Here is a 14,353-nt window from a genome sequence, read left to right on the forward strand (position 1 = left end):
GAAGGAGCGCCGCGCGCCATGACCGTGTACGGATACTTTCTGTCGTGCGAGGAGTTCACGCCCGCCGAGCTCCTCGCGCAGGCCAGGGCGGCCGAACAGGCCGGGTTCGAGGCGCTGGCCATCTCGGACCACTTCCACCCGTGGAGCGAGGCGCAGGGCCAGAGCCCCTTCGTGTGGTCCATGATCGGTGCCCTCTCCCAGGCCTGTTCGCTGCCCGTGACCACACTCGTCACCTGTCCCACGATCCGTATGCACCCCGCGATCAACGCCCAGGCCGCGGCCACGTCCGCCGTCCTGACGGGCGGCCGGTTCCGCTTCGGCGTGGGCACCGGCGAGGCGCTCAACGAGCACGTGCTGGGCGACCGGTGGCCCGACGCGGAACTGCGGATGGAGATGCTGGAGGAGGCCGTCCAGGTCATCCGGCAGCTCTTCACCGGCGAGCAGGTCACCCACCGCGGCCGCCACTACACCGTCGAGAACGCCCGGATCTACACCCTCCCGGACGAGCCACCACCCCTCTACGTCTCCGGGTTCGGCCCCCGGGCGGCCGCGCTCGCCGGACGCATCGGGGACGGATTCGTCACCATGACGCCCGACCGCGACCTGGTCGGACAGTTCCGCAGGGCCGGCGGTGGCCGCAAGCCGGTCGTAGGAGGGCTGAAGGTCTGCTGGGGCCCCGACCGCGACAAGGCCGTCAGGACGGTCCACCGCCGCTGGCCCACCGACCACCTGCCGGGCGAGCTGGGTCAGCTCCTGCCGACCCCGAAACACTTCGAGCAGGCGAGCGAGCTGGTCACCGAGGAGATGATCCGCTCCGCCGTCACCTGCGGCGACGACGTGGAGGAGCATGTGAACGCGGTACGGGCCTTCGCGGACGCGGACTTCGACGAGGTGTACGTCAACCAGATCGGACCCGACCAGCAGGGCTTCTTCGACTTCTACCGGACCAACGTCCTGCCCCGGCTGCGGAGCGGCTCATGAGCGGGGGACGCGCCGGACGCGCGGCGCTGTTCGACGTCGACGGAACGCTCGTCGACACCAATCACCTGCATGTCGTCACGTGGTGGGAGGCTTTCCGCCAGGCCGGCCACCGGGTGTCCACGCACGCCATCCACCGGTCGATCGGCCTCGGCTCCGACGACCTCATCGAGCACCTGCTCGGCAAGGACCGGGACAAGGAGCAGGACGCCACGCTCAGCGCCGCGCACAAGGCCCTGTACGGCGCCTACTCCGATCGGCTCGCGCCCCTCGACGGCGCCCACGACCTGCTGCACACCCTGGCGGGCCGGGGCTGGCGCAACGTCCTCGCCACCTCCGCCGGGGGCCGGGAGCTCGACGCCCTGCGGCGCGCGATCGACGCGGACGAGGTGATCGTGGGCACGGCGAGCGCCGACGACGTGGCCGACGGCAAACCGGCCCCGGACCCGGTCCACCGGGCACTCGAACTGGCCGGGGTCGACGCCGGCGCGGCGGTCTTCATCGGGGACACGGTCTGGGACATGAAGGCGGCGGTACGGGCCGGCGTCCGCCCCGTCGCACTCCTGTCGGGCGGCATCCCGCGCGCCGACCTGGAGGAGGCCGGCGCGGTCGCCGTCTACCGGGACCCGGCCGACCTCCTCGCTCGGCTCGACGACAGCGTGTTCGACCAGTTGGAGAGGGACGACGAGGGACGATCCGACGGCTGACCCACTCGGCCCCGGCCCACTCCGCGTGCGCGGTCCCCGGCACCGGGGGGCATGAACACCATCGGTACGAAGGAGGCGGTCGCGTGAGCTCCACCCTTGAGCTCCGGGTCGGACGGCGCGAGATCGTGGTGAAGCGGCCCGAGAAGGAACTCTTCCCCGGGGACGGCATCACCAAGGCCGACCTCGCCGCGTACTACCGCCGCGTGGCGCCGCGCATGCTGCCGGAGCTGCGTGGCCGGCCCCTGATGCTCGAACGGATGCCGGACGGGATCGACGGCGACCGCTTCTACCAGAAGGAGGTCTCCGACTACTTCCCCGACTGGATCCACCGCGCCCCGATGGCCAAGGAGAACGGCGAGGTCACGCATGTGCTCTGCGACGACACGGCCACGCTCGTCTACCTCGCGGGCCAGGCGTGCATCACCCCGCACCGCTGGCTGAGCCGCGCCGACCGGCCGCGCCGCCCCGACCGGCTGGTCTTCGACCTCGACCCGTCCGACGACGACTTCGAGTCCGTACGGTCCGCCGCCCACCGCCTGCGTGAGCTGCTCGAAGAGCTGGAGCTGCCCTCGGGCCTGATGACCACGGGCTCCCGGGGGCTGCACGTCGTCGTACCGCTGAACCGGCGCGACGACGTCGACGACGTACTCGCCTTCGCCCGTGCCGCCGCGGACGTACTGGCGGCGCGGTACCCGAAGGAGCTGACGACGGAGCCGCGCAAGGACGCCCGCAAGGGCCGGCTCTACCTGGACGTCGCGCGCAACGGTTACGCCCAGACCGCCGTCGCCCCGTTCGCCGTGCGGTCCAGGCCGGGCGCCCCCGTCGCCGTACCGCTTGCCTGGGACGAACTGGACGTACCGGAACTGACCGCGCGCCGCTGGACGGTGACCGACCTCGGCGACCGGCTCGACAAGGACCCCTGGTCGGGGCTGGCGCGGCGGGCCCGTGGGGTGGCGGCCGCGGCCCGGCGGCTGCGAGGCCGCGCGGAGGAAACGGAGTGACCATAGGGACATGAGCAAGAGCGCAGTCATCGTCATCGACATGATCAACACGTACGAGCACCGTGACGCGGAAGTGCTGCTGCCCGCGGTCCGCAAGGCCGTGCCGACCATGGTCCGGCTGCTGGAGCGGGCCAGGGAGGCCGGGGTTCCCGTCATCTACGCCAACGACAACTTCGGCGAATGGCGCTCGCACCACGGCGAGATGCTCGAAACCGCGCTCGCGGGGAAGCACGCCGACCTGATCGAACCCATCAAGCCCGACGCCGATTCGCTCTTCGTGGTCAAGGCCCGGCACTCGATCTTCTTCGAGACGCCCCTGTCGTACCTGCTCTCCCAACTGGACGTCGGCCGGGTGATCCTCTGCGGCCAGGTCACCGAGCAGTGCGTGCTCTACTCGGCGCTGGACGCCCACATCCGGCATCTGGAGGTGGTCGTCGCCGAGGACGCCGTCGCGGCCATCGACGCCGACCTCGCGGACGCGGCACTGCGGATGATGGAGCGCAACATGGGCGCGGACGTCACGACCGTCGACCGGATCACGTTCTGAGAGGGCCGCGGCACAGCCCCTGCGGTTTCCGGCGCCGGTCGCCGGTCAGGACGTCGCCTTGTGCTTCCGTGTGTCGCGGAGCGCTTCGACCAGCTGGTCGCGGTTCATGGAGGAGCGGCCGGGGACCCCTGCCTCGGTGGCCCGTTCGTACAGCTCGGCCTTGGTCAGGGCGTCGAGCGAGCCGCCCTTTGCGCCGCCCGCCTTTCCGCCCCCGGTGCCCTTCGACCGGCTCTTGCCGCCGCCCGTGGGACGGCGTCTGGCGGCGGCGTCCTTGATGTGCGTCGGAGGCGTGACCTCGTCGGAGTCGGCTTTCTTGCCGCCGCGTGCCGAGGGTTTCTTCGCCCGGTCGACGCTGGCCCGCAGGGCGTCCATGAGGTCGACGACGTTGGTGGACTCGGCCGGGGGCTCCGCCTTCTCGACCGACTCGCCCGTGCGCTTGGCCTCGATGAGCGCGGCCACCTGTTCCTGATAGGTGTCGTGGAAGTCCTCCGGATTCCAGTCGACGCGGAGGGTGTCCACGAGTTGCCGCGCCATCTTCAGCTCGCGGTCGGTGACCTTCGTCTGCTTCGGCAGATCGTCGATCTCGTCCCGCGGGTCCCGGACCTCGTCGGCCCAGTGGAGGGTGTGCAGCGTCAGCAGCCCGCCCTCGGCCCGCACCGCGACCAGGTACTGGTGGTTGCGCATCACGAACGTGGCGATCCCGGCCCTGTCCGCCTCCGACAGGGCCTTCTCCAGGAGGGCGTAGATCTTCGTGTACTCCTTGCCCTTGGGGCCGAGGTAGTACGTCTTGTCGAAGAAGATCGGCTCGACGTCCTTCAGGTCGACGAACCCCGTGATCTCCAGCGTCTTGGAGCGGCCCGGAGCGATGTCCTCCAGCTCCTCGGGTTCGACGAGGACGTACTCGTCGCCGGCGTCGTAGGCCTTGACGATCTCGTCGTACGGGACTTCCTCGCCGGTGCGCTCATTCACCCGTTTGTTGCGAACCCGATCGGAGGTACCGCGCTGCAACTGGTGGAAGCGGATGGTGTGGCTCTCCGTGGCGGTGAACATCTGGACGGGCAGGGACACCAGGCCGAAGGTAACGGCTCCGCTCCACACGGGACGCGCCATGTCGGTCTCACCCTTCCTCTCTCCAGTCAGGACCGCCGCGGGCCTACCGTCCGTTCGCTCCGTTCACTTCACTCCGTTCACGACGAAGCGCGCGCCGTCCGGGTCGCGCAGGATCGCCTCCGCCGAGCCCTCGTCGCGCAGCAGCACGCTGCCACCGTGGGCCTGCGCGGCCCTGGCACAGGCGTCCACGTCCGCCACCGTGAAGTGGATCTGCCAGCGCGGCCGGATCGCGGGGTCCGGCGCGGAGTCCACCGCGCCCGAATGGATGCGGGCCACCACGTCGCCCTCGCTGCGGAGCACGACCTCGTCGTCCTCGTAGTCGACCTCGCAGGCGCCCGGCTCCGCCGTCGCCCAGCGCAGGACCTCCCCGTAGAAGATGGCCGCGTCGAAGGCGTTGCGGGTGTGCAGCTCGGCGAAGGTCGGCGCTGCTCTGCGCCACCTCTCCCAGCCGACGACCAGCTCGCCCTCCCAGATGCCGAAGACCGCCCCGTCGCGGTCGGCCAGCAGCGCGGCCCGGCCCGGCGGGAACGAGATCGGCCCCACCGCGGTCGTCCCGCCGCGCTCCTGGCTGCGCGAGACGGTCTCGTCCGCGTTCGACACGGCGAAGTAGGGGGTCCAGGCGACGGCCATCTGCCCGAGGCTGTCCATGGCGGAGACGCCCGCCACCGGCACCCCGTTCACGCTCGCGAACCTGTACTGGTCGCCGAGGCTGCCGGACCGCCACTCCCAGCCGAGCACCGCCTGGTAGAACCGCTCCGCGGTCGGCAGGTCACGTGCGGTCAGGCTGACCCAGCAGGGCGCGCCGAACACCGAGGTGCTGGCCGCGACCTCTCTCACCACTGCTCTGTGGCTGTTCATGTGCGTTCAGCGGGCGGTCGGTAGGGGCGTGGGGTCGGGTCCCGGGTCGGGTGTCGGGTCCGGGCCGGGGGTGGGTACGGGGCCCGGGCCCGGGTGGGGGCCGCCGGGGCCGGGGGCGGGGGAGGGGCGGGTATCGGGGTCGGGCGGGACGGGCACGCTCATGACGCTCTTCCTCTCAGCGACGTCGCCTCGGGCAGGATGCGGTCCGCGACCGAAGCACCGGGTCACATCATGGTCGCCGTGATCACGCCGTCACGCGAACGCGCACCATGAACCTGTATGGACCAGTTTATTCCGAATCACTTTAGGGGTTTTTGTCGCTTATGTTCCGGGTAGTCGACACTCATGATCACGGCAAGGGGTGAACTGTACGACCTGGCCGCCTCCGGCGCCGCGCTCGGGACGATCGGCGCCTTCGTGGGCGGTCTGATCGTCGTCGGTGCGCTGCTCTGGGCCTTCTGGCTGGGCAAGAGGATCAGGAACAGGGAGCCGGCACCGCCGCGCGCGGACGAACAGCCGAAGCTCCCCGAGTCGGGGCCGGTCCACGAGATCCGCGAGATGCGGGAGCCGGACGAGGTCCCGCACGCGCATGACGAGAGTGAACGTCTCCGCCCGGAGAACATGCACCACGGGGACAAGCGGAGCGACGACCAGGACCCGCCGCGCTGGACGCCGGGCTCCAGCGGCTCCTTCGGCAGCGGCGGCCCCGGCAGGACCTGAGACCGCCGCCCGGCCGGCACACGGTCGCGCCGTGCGGGATGCATGGCGACGCGCTCACGGGAGACCCGTGGAGAGCAAGACGCCCATGCGAGCAGGAGGAGACCCGATGCGTGCACTCACCTGGCACGGCAAGCGCGACGTCCGAGTGGAGACCGTCCCCGACCCCGCGATCAAGGACCCGACGGACATCATCGTGCGGGTGACGTCCAGCGGGATCTGCGGCTCTGACCTGCATCTGTACGAGGTGCTCGGGCCCTATCTCGACCCCGGCGACATCCTCGGCCACGAGCCGATGGGCATCGTCGAAGAGGTCGGTCGCGACGTCACCGAGGTCAAGGCGGGCGACCGCGTGGTGGTGCCGTTCAACGTCTCCTGCGGGACCTGCCACATGTGCGGCCAGGGTCTGCACTCCCAGTGCGAGACCACCCAGGTCAAGGAGCGCGGCATGGGAGCCGCCCTCTTTGGTTTCACCAAGCTCTACGGCCAGGTCCCCGGCGGGCAGGCCGAATTCCTCCGGGTCCCCTTCGGCAACAACCTCCCCATCAAGGTGCCCTCGGGTCCCGCGGACGACCGGTTCGTCTTCCTCTCCGACGTGCTGCCCACCGCCTGGCAGGCCGTGGAGTACGCGGATATCCCGCCCGGCGGCACGGTGACCGTCCTCGGCCTCGGCCCGATCGGCGCCATGGCCGCCCGCATCGCCCTGCACCGGGGTGCGAGCCTCGTGGTCGGCGTGGACCTGGTGCCCGAGCGCCTGAGCCGCGCGCACGCCGACGGCGTCAAGGCCCTCGACCTGCGCCGGCACGGCAAGGATCTCGGCGACGCGATCCGCGATCTGACCGACGGGCGCGGCACGGACGCCGTCATCGACGCCGTGGGGATGGAGTCGCACGGCGCGCCCCTGGCCAAGGCGGCCCAGTGGGGCGTGGGCCTGCTGCCCGACGCGGTGGCCGAGAAGCTCATGGAGCGGGTCGGCATCGACCGGCTCGTCGCCCTCCACGCGGCAGTCGACATCGTCCGGCGCGGAGGCACCATCTCCGTCTCCGGCGTCTACGGCGGCGCGGTCGACCCGATGCCGATGCTGACCATGTTCGACAAGCAGATCCAGTGGCGCATGGGCCAGGCGAACGTGAAGCGCTGGGTGGACGACATCCTGCCGCTCCTCACCGACGACGACCCGCTCGGCGTCGACCGGTTCGCCACCCACCACATGCCCTTGGAGGACGCCCCCAAGGCGTACCAGATGTTCAAGGACAAGGAAGACGGCATGATCAAGACGCTGCTCAAGCCCTGACCGAGGAACGGCCACCGACGGGAACGGCCCACCGACGAAGGGACGTCAGGCGCTCATGTCGCACTCCACCGAGTCACTGTCCGGAACGACCGCGCTCGTCACCGGTGGCTCCCGGGGCCTCGGCCTGCTCATGGCCGACCGGCTCGCCGCCCGCGGGGCCACCGTGGTCATCACCGCCCGCGACGGGGACGAGCTCGCCTCCGCCGAGCAGAAGCTGCGCCACCGCAACCCCGGGACCACCTTCCACACGGCGGTGTGCGACGTGCGCGACCAGGAGTCCATGCACCACATGTTCCGCGCCGCCCACGAGGCCTGCGGCGGCCCGGACCTCGTCATCGCCAACGCCGGGATCATCCAGGTCGCCCCGGTGGAGGCCGTCGGGGCCGCCGAGTTCAGGGACGCCATGGACACGATGTTCATGGGCGCCGTACACACCGCCCTGGAGGCCCTCCCGTACCTGGCGGAGAGCGAGCACGGCGGGCGGCTCGGCCTGATCTCGTCCGTCGGCGGCCTGCTCGGCGTACCGCACCTGCTCCCGTACGCGAGTGCCAAGGCGGCGACCGGCATCCTGGCCGAAGGGCTGAACGCGGAACTCGGCCCCCGCGGCGTGAGCGTCACCGCCGTCTACCCCGGGCTCATGCGCACCGGCTCGCACCTCCACGCGCAGTTCGGCGGGGACCGCAGCAGCGAGTACGGCTGGTTCTCCGCCCTGGCCGGCGCGCCCGTCCTCTCGATGAACGCCCAGCGGGCCGCCGAACGCATCGTCAAGGCGGTCACCCGCCGCCGCACCCGGCTGGTCCTCACCCCCGCCGCCCGGGCCGCGGACCTGGCCCACGGCCTGGCGCCCGCCGCGACGACCCGCCTCAACGGCGCCCTCGCCCGCCTGCTGCCCGACACGCCCAAGGGCCGGCCGGCCATGCGGCGCGGCGCGGACACCCCCGCGCCCGACGGCCCGGTGAGCGGCAGGTTCCAGGCGTGGGGCAGCGCCATGAACGAGAAGGCGGCCGACGCCTACAACGCGCGCGAGGCCGAGTGAGACGATTCCCACGCGCGCCGCGCGCGAGCCGGACATGAGCGGGACGTGAGCCGACCGTGGTGAAGTCAATGTGGCGGTACCACTTCCATTGACAGGTCGACGGGCCATACTGGTCGGGCCCTGATCACTCACAGAACGACTCCATGACCAAGAAAAGCACCTCATCGGCCACCGTCCCCGACACCGTGTGGCTGGCGCGCGGCAGCCATCTCGGACCCGAACCCGAGCAGGACGTCCGGCGCAACCTGATCGCCCTCAAGGCGGCCGGGGTGCTCGACGACTTCCTGGACCTCGACCCCGTCGAGGCGGCCCGCTCGACCGTCCTGTACCCGCGGGACGAGTCCGCGGACCCGGGCCCGTCCGCGCGCCGCCTCTACGAGGCCCGCTGGCGCGTCGCCGACGACGTCACGGTGCGCGCACAGCTGACCACGTACGACCCCGGCGGCCGCCGCAAGGAGGGCGAGGGCGTCACCTGGATCCTCGCCGCCGAGGCGGAACAGGCGTGGGACATGCGCTGGCCCTCGCCCGCCACCATGTTCTGGCCCGACAGCGACCGCATCCCCTGGGACCACGACGCCGCCGTGCCGGGGCTGCGCCTGCGCTCGACGAACCACCTGCCGAAGGACGACGACGAGCTGCGCCGCCGGCTGAGGGAGTGCAGCCGGGACAGCTGGTACGTCCACGTCGTGGTGCACGAAGCGATGACGCCGGACGCGAAGGGACAGCAGCCGGTCTCGGTCTTCCTGCCGCCCGGCCTTCGGCACCTGGTCGTCGAGCACCGGGGCACGCCGGAGCAGGCGCAGATCGCCGACTTCGCGATGAAGCGGGAGCTGAGCGTGCGGATGCCGCGCGGCGGTGGCGTCGTCCTGCCCACCACGCCGCGCCACGCGGAGTACGACGCGGACCGTTACACCGTGCGCAGCGTCTTCCTCGACGGCTCCGAACCGACCGAACTCCTCGACAGGATCAAGGAGTTCGCCGCGCTGCCGCGCCCCCTGGAGGGCGAGGCGGAGCGGGCCGTGCAGCGGCTGCGCCAGGGCTGGCACCTGCTCACCCCCGACGAGGAGCTGGCCCACGCCCAGCGCATGGTCACCAAGTACGCCGAGGCGCTGGAGGCGATGACGAACTCCTGCGACCTGTACCGCGAGGCGGCCGAGGCGGCGCAGGCCGCGCTCGCCGAGGCGACCGGCGGCGACGGGCTACCGGGACCGCGCAAGGCGGGGGCCGGCAAGGCGGACGGTTCGCTGCTGGGCGGCCTCACGAAGACGTTCGGCCGCTTCCGGGACCCGCACAAGTAACACGCGCCCAGCCACCGGTCGTCCGACCCTCCGCTCACGCGCCCCGCCCGCCCGATTAGGCTGCTCCCTTGGTCGGCCCAACGGTTGGCCGAGGGGCAGGGGATCAGGGATCAGGGGATCCGGGGGAGAGGGCCGATGCACGACGCGACCGAGGGTGTTTTCCGGCCACTACAGGCCGAGGATCCGCCCGTGGTGGCCGGCTACCGGCTCGCGGCCCGGCTCGGCGCGGGCGGCATGGGCCGCGTCTACCTCTCGCACACGCAGGGCGGCCGCCCCGTGGCGATCAAGGTGGTGCGGCCGGAGCTGGCCGACGCGCCGGACTTCCGGCGCCGCTTCCGCCGCGAGGTCGAGGCGGCCCGGCGCGTGCGGGGCGCGTACACCGCGGAGCTGATCGACGCCGACGCCGACGGCGTACCGCCCTGGCTCGCCACGCTCTACGTGCCCGGCCCCTCGCTCTCGGACGCCGTCGCCCGGCGCGGGCCGCTGCCCGTACCCGCTGTCCTGTGGCTGATGGCGGGTGTGGCCGAAGCGCTGCAGGCCATCCACGCCGCGGGGATCGTGCACCGGGACCTGAAGCCGTCGAACGTGCTGCTGGCGGCCGACGGCCCCCGCGTCATCGACTTCGGCATCTCGCTCGCCTCCGACATCACCTCGCACACCGCGACCGGCTCCACCGTCGGCACGCCCTCGTTCATGGCCCCCGAACAGGCGTCGGGCCAGGAGGTCACGGCGGCGACGGACATCTTCGCGCTCGGTCAGACGGCGGCCTTCGCCGCGCTGGGCGAGCCGCTGTACGGGACCGGCTCCTCGGTCGGCGTGCTGTACCGGATCGTGCACTCCGAACCCGACCTGGACCTTTTGCCCGTCCAGCTCCGCCCCCTGCTCGCCCGCTGTCTCGCCGCCGACCCGAAGGACCGGGCCACCCCGGCGGAGGTCGTCGCGTGGTGCCGGCAGCGCCTCGGCCGGGACGCGGAGGCGGGCGCGGGGCCGACCGTCTGGCGCGACGTCATGGGACCGGAGGTGCCGGTCCCGGCGCCGGTTCCCCACCCCACGCCGGTGCACACGCTGCCCTTCATGCCGGCGCCGCAGCCGGTGACGCGGGAGGCGCGGCGGTCCCGAAGGCGCCGCACCGCGCTGATCACGACCGCGTCCGTGGCGGCAGGGGCGCTGTTGCTCACGGCTCTGGCCTGGACGGTCATGGACGCGATGGACACGTTCCGCGACCGGGACGCGAAGGCGTCGTCGGCGTCGTCCGGGTCGTCGGAGTCCGGCTCGGCCGGGGCGGCGGACTCCGGGCCCGGGGCCAGGGCGAAGTCGAAGCCGGGGTCGTCATCGGGGGCGGGGTCGGGGTCGGGGGAGTCGTCCGGGAGCGGCGGCCGGACATCGGAGGACTCGGGCGACGCGTCGGACGACAGCGTCCGGTCCCGGTCGCCGAGGGCCATCCCGTACCCCCAGCAGTGGCTGGACGAGAAGAACTCCCTGAGCTTCAAGGAGCCGGTTCAGCGCAAGGACCGCAGGGGCGACGTCCGGTTCGTCTGCGGGGACACCGGCTGCTCGCTGGAGAGCGACAGCAGCGTCATCACCATGCTGTACGGCAAGCCGGGCGCGTCCCTCGACTCGTGCCGGGTGGCCCTCACCGGCGCCGACAGCCGCCGGTTGCCGCTGGCCGCGGCCGCGGCGGGCAGCGAGATCTGCGTCAAGAGCCCCACGGGGGACATCGCGCTGCTCGTGGTCCAGGTGAAGTCGACCGCGCTGCCCAAGGGCGGGTTCAGCTTCCTGACCGCGGACATGACGGTCTGGCGCAAGTGAGAACCCATCTTTGAACCCCTGCTGATCTCGTTCACGCGCCACGATGGAGGGCTCGCGTACGCACTGAGCCCTCTGCGCGCAGTGGTCCGGCAGAAGGCTTTGCGGAGAGCTTCCGGGCGCCCCACGTACCTGAGCGGAGCGCCTTTCCGGCGCCGACCGGCGGGCGGATTCTGCCGGTACGAGCAGATCGTCCAGCGGCTGCGTGAGGCCGTCGAGAACATGTCGAAGTGCCAGTTCATCATCGGTGACGGCGCTCTCGAAGTGGTCCCTATGGCTGAGCCGCACAGCGGCCGGTCTTTCCGCGACGACCTGTTCGGCGTCTCGGCGTGGCTGCACCGGCTGTCCGAGGACACCAACGTCCCTTAGACCACGATCAAGGGGTACAGGTGGGTGGCCAGCCGGTTCCCGGAGCGGCACCGGTGCCCAGGGTCGCCTTCAGCACGCACCGGATCCTCGCGGCGATCTCCGACGACGAGGAACGGTGGGCAGCGATCAAGAATCCGCCGCTGGACGAGCGGACCGGGAAACGACGGTGGACACCGGAGACGACCCGGCAGCGGGTCGGTTACCACGGCCCGGGCCCGGAGACCGTGCAGGAGAAGATCGAGGCCGTGCACGACCTGGTCGCCGACGAGCAGGTCGCCGCGAAGGTGGCCACCGATCTCCTGCGCCGGCCCTCAGTGGCGTTCAGAGCCATGACCGACGATACCGCCCGCCATCAGGTCAATCACGCCCAGGTCGAGCAGTCGCGGCAGATTCGCGAGGCGCACGAACAGCAACTCGCCGGTGAGCCGCAGCCGTTCGAGCCGACCGTGCGCCGCATCAACCACGCCCTGGAGTTCCTGGACCTGGTCGGCGCCTGCCAGCGGTTCGTCGCGGCCACCGGACGGATCGTGCCCTCGCTGCGTGAGCGCCCGTTCTCCGAGGATGAGCGTGACACCGTGCAGGAATGCCCCGGTCACGGCACCGGGGCGATGCGGCACGCAAGCACGCGGATGCGATCTGGAAGGCCCTCAAGGACGCCCGTCCGGCGGGCCTGCACATGCCGCAGCTGATACGGGCGACCGAACTCACCCGCAGCCAGATCCAGTCGGGGATGGCGATGCTGCGCGACATCACCATGGAGAAGGGGTGGCCCCCGGTGATCTACACCCGTGCGGACGGCTACCAGTTCACGGTGGACCCCAACGAGCTGGAGTCCTACGAGACGGCCCGGGTCCACGTGCTGCTCACGGAGGTACGCCGCCTGATCACGGGCACCATCGCCCCGCATGCCGCCGTGGACCCGGAGGACAAGCGAATCCGGCACATCGTCGCCCAGCTCAACTCGGTCGAGTCCCCCCTCGACCTGATCGCCTGACAGGGGCGGTCATCGTGCGTCGGCGCCGGTATCCCTCGGACACCACCGACCTGGAGTGGGCGCTGCTTGAGCCCTTGCTGCCTACTCCGGCCTGCCGGCCCCCGCGCGGTCGATGCCTGCCGCCCACTCCGAACTCGGCCATAACAGCAGGATCAGGTGTGCCGAGCTCCCTACTGTGAAACTCCAGGCGGTCGCACCGGGAGCGGGAGCGGGACGGGTGAGGGAGGAGGGGGCTGGAGACGGCAATCAAGGTCAGCTCCGCCGCATTGGTTGAGTGCCGAGCCGAGCGGGAGGCCAAGAAGGTTGCCGTCGGCAGTGCCGGTCCCGGCCGTGGTGGCTCCTTGGGCGTGGGGGCGGGTGTGGTGGTTGGCGCAGTCGGTGCCGGAGGCGGGGGAGAGGAAGTCGCCGATGCCGCCGGCCTCAGCGGGAGTGGCGGTGGCGAGCCCCACGCCTAGTGCGATGGCGGTCAGTGACAGCGCTGCAAGTGACTGACGTGTGATAATGCCCGGAAAACGAACGCTGGCGGGGCTCGTCACGGACCAGGGTGAACGCCGCACGCCGGAGTTCAAAGACAGTCACTTACGGCCCCAGCAGGCGGTTCCGTTCCAGCCGTCGGCTTCCCCGCAGTCGCCCCATGCGGCCTCGCCTCGCCCCGGCCCGCGCAGGCCCGAGACGGCCCGCCCCCAGCGACAAATCCCCTCTGTTACACACCTGTGGCGATTCGCCCTACAACGAACCCCGCGGGTACGTCGTCTAGCTCATGGGATTCAACCCCCACACGAGCGCGAACGCGAACGCGGACGCGGACGACGAACAACGGATGATTGACGAGGGGTAGGCGGCAATGGGGGACATACGCAGACGAGGCGTCGCGATGCTGGGGATCACCATGCTGGTGGCCCCGCTCACCGTGGCGCTCGGTTCCGGAAGTGCGCAGGCGGCGTCGTGTTCGACGCAGGCCGGCCCGTACCAGAAGCAGGTCGAGAAGTTCCTCGGCCGGCCGGTGGACGGCAGGCAGTCGGCGGCCGACTGCAAGGCCATCAAGGCCTTCCAGACCAAGCACAGCATCACGCCGAACGCCGGGTACGCGGGCAGCGTCACCTGGGGCGTCATGGACCTCATGAACAAGCAGAAGGCGGTGGGCAACAACCCCAACAAGGCGGGCAAGTGCCCGACCGACAAGGGGCGCATCGCCTGCGTCGACCTGACCCTCCAGATCAGCTGGATCCAGGACGGCAAGAACCTCAAGTACGGTCCGGTCCCGGTACGCACCGGCCGCAACGGGCACGAGACCCGCACGGGCCTGAAGAAGATCTACTGGCGCGACATCGACCACGTGTCGAGCATCTACCACGTGCCGATGCCGTACAGCCAGTTCTTCGACGGCGGCCAGGCCTTCCACTCCGTGGGCATCAGCGTCTGGGCCCCGCCGGGCTCCCACGGGTGCGTCAACATGACGAAGAAGGACGCCGCGAAGTACTGGAGCACGCTGCGCAAGGGCGACGACGTCTTCGTCTACGGCCGCAAGCCGGGCACCTGATCCCGCGGCCGGCGCCGCCGCTCGTGGACGAGCCGGCCACGGACGAACGCCTGAGACAGAGCCGGGAAGCGTCCGCGCGACTTCCCGGCTTCCTCATG

The 14,353-nt window shown here is 71.2% G+C and carries 14 protein-coding genes; 12 read left to right on the forward strand and 2 right to left on the reverse strand.

Annotation, left to right across the window (positions count from 1 at the left end):
- The first annotated feature begins 18 nt into the window (after nt 1-18).
- The 4 genes from ACZ7DY_RS15140 to ACZ7DY_RS15155 all read left to right on the forward strand — a co-directional run bounded on the left by ACZ7DY_RS15140 (nt 19) and on the right by ACZ7DY_RS15155 (nt 3,233).
- Complete coding sequence (locus ACZ7DY_RS15140; RefSeq protein ID WP_471134891.1) at nt 19-981, forward strand: LLM class F420-dependent oxidoreductase; 963 nt, start codon at nt 19-21, stop codon at nt 979-981.
- Nucleotides 978-1,685, forward strand: a complete 708-nt coding sequence (locus ACZ7DY_RS15145) for an HAD family hydrolase (protein ID WP_471134893.1) — start codon at nt 978-980, stop codon at nt 1,683-1,685. The genes ACZ7DY_RS15140 and ACZ7DY_RS15145 overlap by 4 nt, the downstream gene beginning before the upstream one ends.
- 83 nt (nt 1,686-1,768) lie before the next feature.
- Entirely contained in the window at nt 1,769-2,686 is a 918-nt protein-coding gene (gene ligD / locus ACZ7DY_RS15150) for a non-homologous end-joining DNA ligase (RefSeq protein ID WP_471134896.1), read from the forward strand.
- Nucleotides 2,687-2,696: 10 nt separating this feature from the next.
- Nucleotides 2,697-3,233, forward strand: a complete 537-nt coding sequence (locus ACZ7DY_RS15155; protein WP_471134898.1) for a cysteine hydrolase family protein — start codon at nt 2,697-2,699, stop codon at nt 3,231-3,233.
- A 45-nt stretch (nt 3,234-3,278) separates the two neighbouring features.
- On the opposite strand, the gene ku is transcribed toward ACZ7DY_RS15155, so the two are convergent.
- Nucleotides 3,279-4,343 carry a non-homologous end joining protein Ku gene (gene ku, locus ACZ7DY_RS15160; RefSeq protein ID WP_471134900.1) on the reverse strand — a complete coding sequence of 355 codons (1,065 nt, stop codon included), beginning with the start codon at nt 4,341-4,343 and terminating at the stop codon, nt 3,279-3,281.
- A gap of 63 nt (nt 4,344-4,406) precedes the next feature.
- Nucleotides 4,407-5,201 (reverse strand): VOC family protein, encoded by a 795-nt coding sequence (locus tag ACZ7DY_RS15165; RefSeq protein ID WP_471134902.1) that lies wholly within the window; start codon nt 5,199-5,201, stop codon nt 4,407-4,409.
- A 345-nt stretch (nt 5,202-5,546) separates the two neighbouring features.
- On the opposite strand from ACZ7DY_RS15165, the gene ACZ7DY_RS15170 reads away from it, so the two are divergent.
- The 8 genes from ACZ7DY_RS15170 (at nt 5,547) to ACZ7DY_RS15205 (ending at nt 14,255) form a co-directional block, all read left to right on the forward strand.
- On the forward strand, nt 5,547-5,921 hold the full coding sequence (locus tag ACZ7DY_RS15170) for a DUF6479 family protein (protein WP_471134904.1): 375 nt from the start codon (nt 5,547-5,549) through the stop codon (nt 5,919-5,921).
- Between the two features lie 106 nt (nt 5,922-6,027).
- Entirely contained in the window at nt 6,028-7,212 is a 1,185-nt protein-coding gene (locus ACZ7DY_RS15175) for a zinc-dependent alcohol dehydrogenase (protein WP_471134907.1), read from the forward strand.
- 55 nt (nt 7,213-7,267) lie between these two features.
- Nucleotides 7,268-8,248, forward strand: a complete 981-nt coding sequence (locus tag ACZ7DY_RS15180; protein WP_471134910.1) for an SDR family NAD(P)-dependent oxidoreductase — start codon at nt 7,268-7,270, stop codon at nt 8,246-8,248.
- Between the two features lie 143 nt (nt 8,249-8,391).
- Nucleotides 8,392-9,546, forward strand: coding sequence for a hypothetical protein (locus ACZ7DY_RS15185; protein ID WP_471134913.1), 1,155 nt, complete (start codon nt 8,392-8,394; stop codon nt 9,544-9,546).
- A gap of 135 nt (nt 9,547-9,681) precedes the next feature.
- Complete coding sequence (locus ACZ7DY_RS15190) at nt 9,682-11,355, forward strand: serine/threonine-protein kinase (RefSeq protein WP_471134915.1); 1,674 nt, start codon at nt 9,682-9,684, stop codon at nt 11,353-11,355.
- A gap of 419 nt (nt 11,356-11,774) precedes the next feature.
- A complete protein-coding gene (locus ACZ7DY_RS15195) occupies nt 11,775-12,410 on the forward strand; it encodes a DUF6192 family protein (RefSeq protein WP_471134918.1) in 636 nt (211 codons plus the stop codon).
- A complete protein-coding gene (locus tag ACZ7DY_RS15200; protein ID WP_471134920.1) occupies nt 12,305-12,715 on the forward strand; it encodes a RacP protein in 411 nt (136 codons plus the stop codon). The genes ACZ7DY_RS15195 and ACZ7DY_RS15200 overlap by 106 nt, the downstream gene beginning before the upstream one ends.
- An 844-nt stretch (nt 12,716-13,559) precedes the next feature.
- Entirely contained in the window at nt 13,560-14,255 is a 696-nt protein-coding gene (locus ACZ7DY_RS15205; protein ID WP_471134923.1) for a L,D-transpeptidase family protein, read from the forward strand.
- The last annotated feature ends 98 nt before the right edge of the window (nt 14,256-14,353 follow it).

The organism is Streptomyces sp. NPDC037013 (assembly GCF_055607265.1).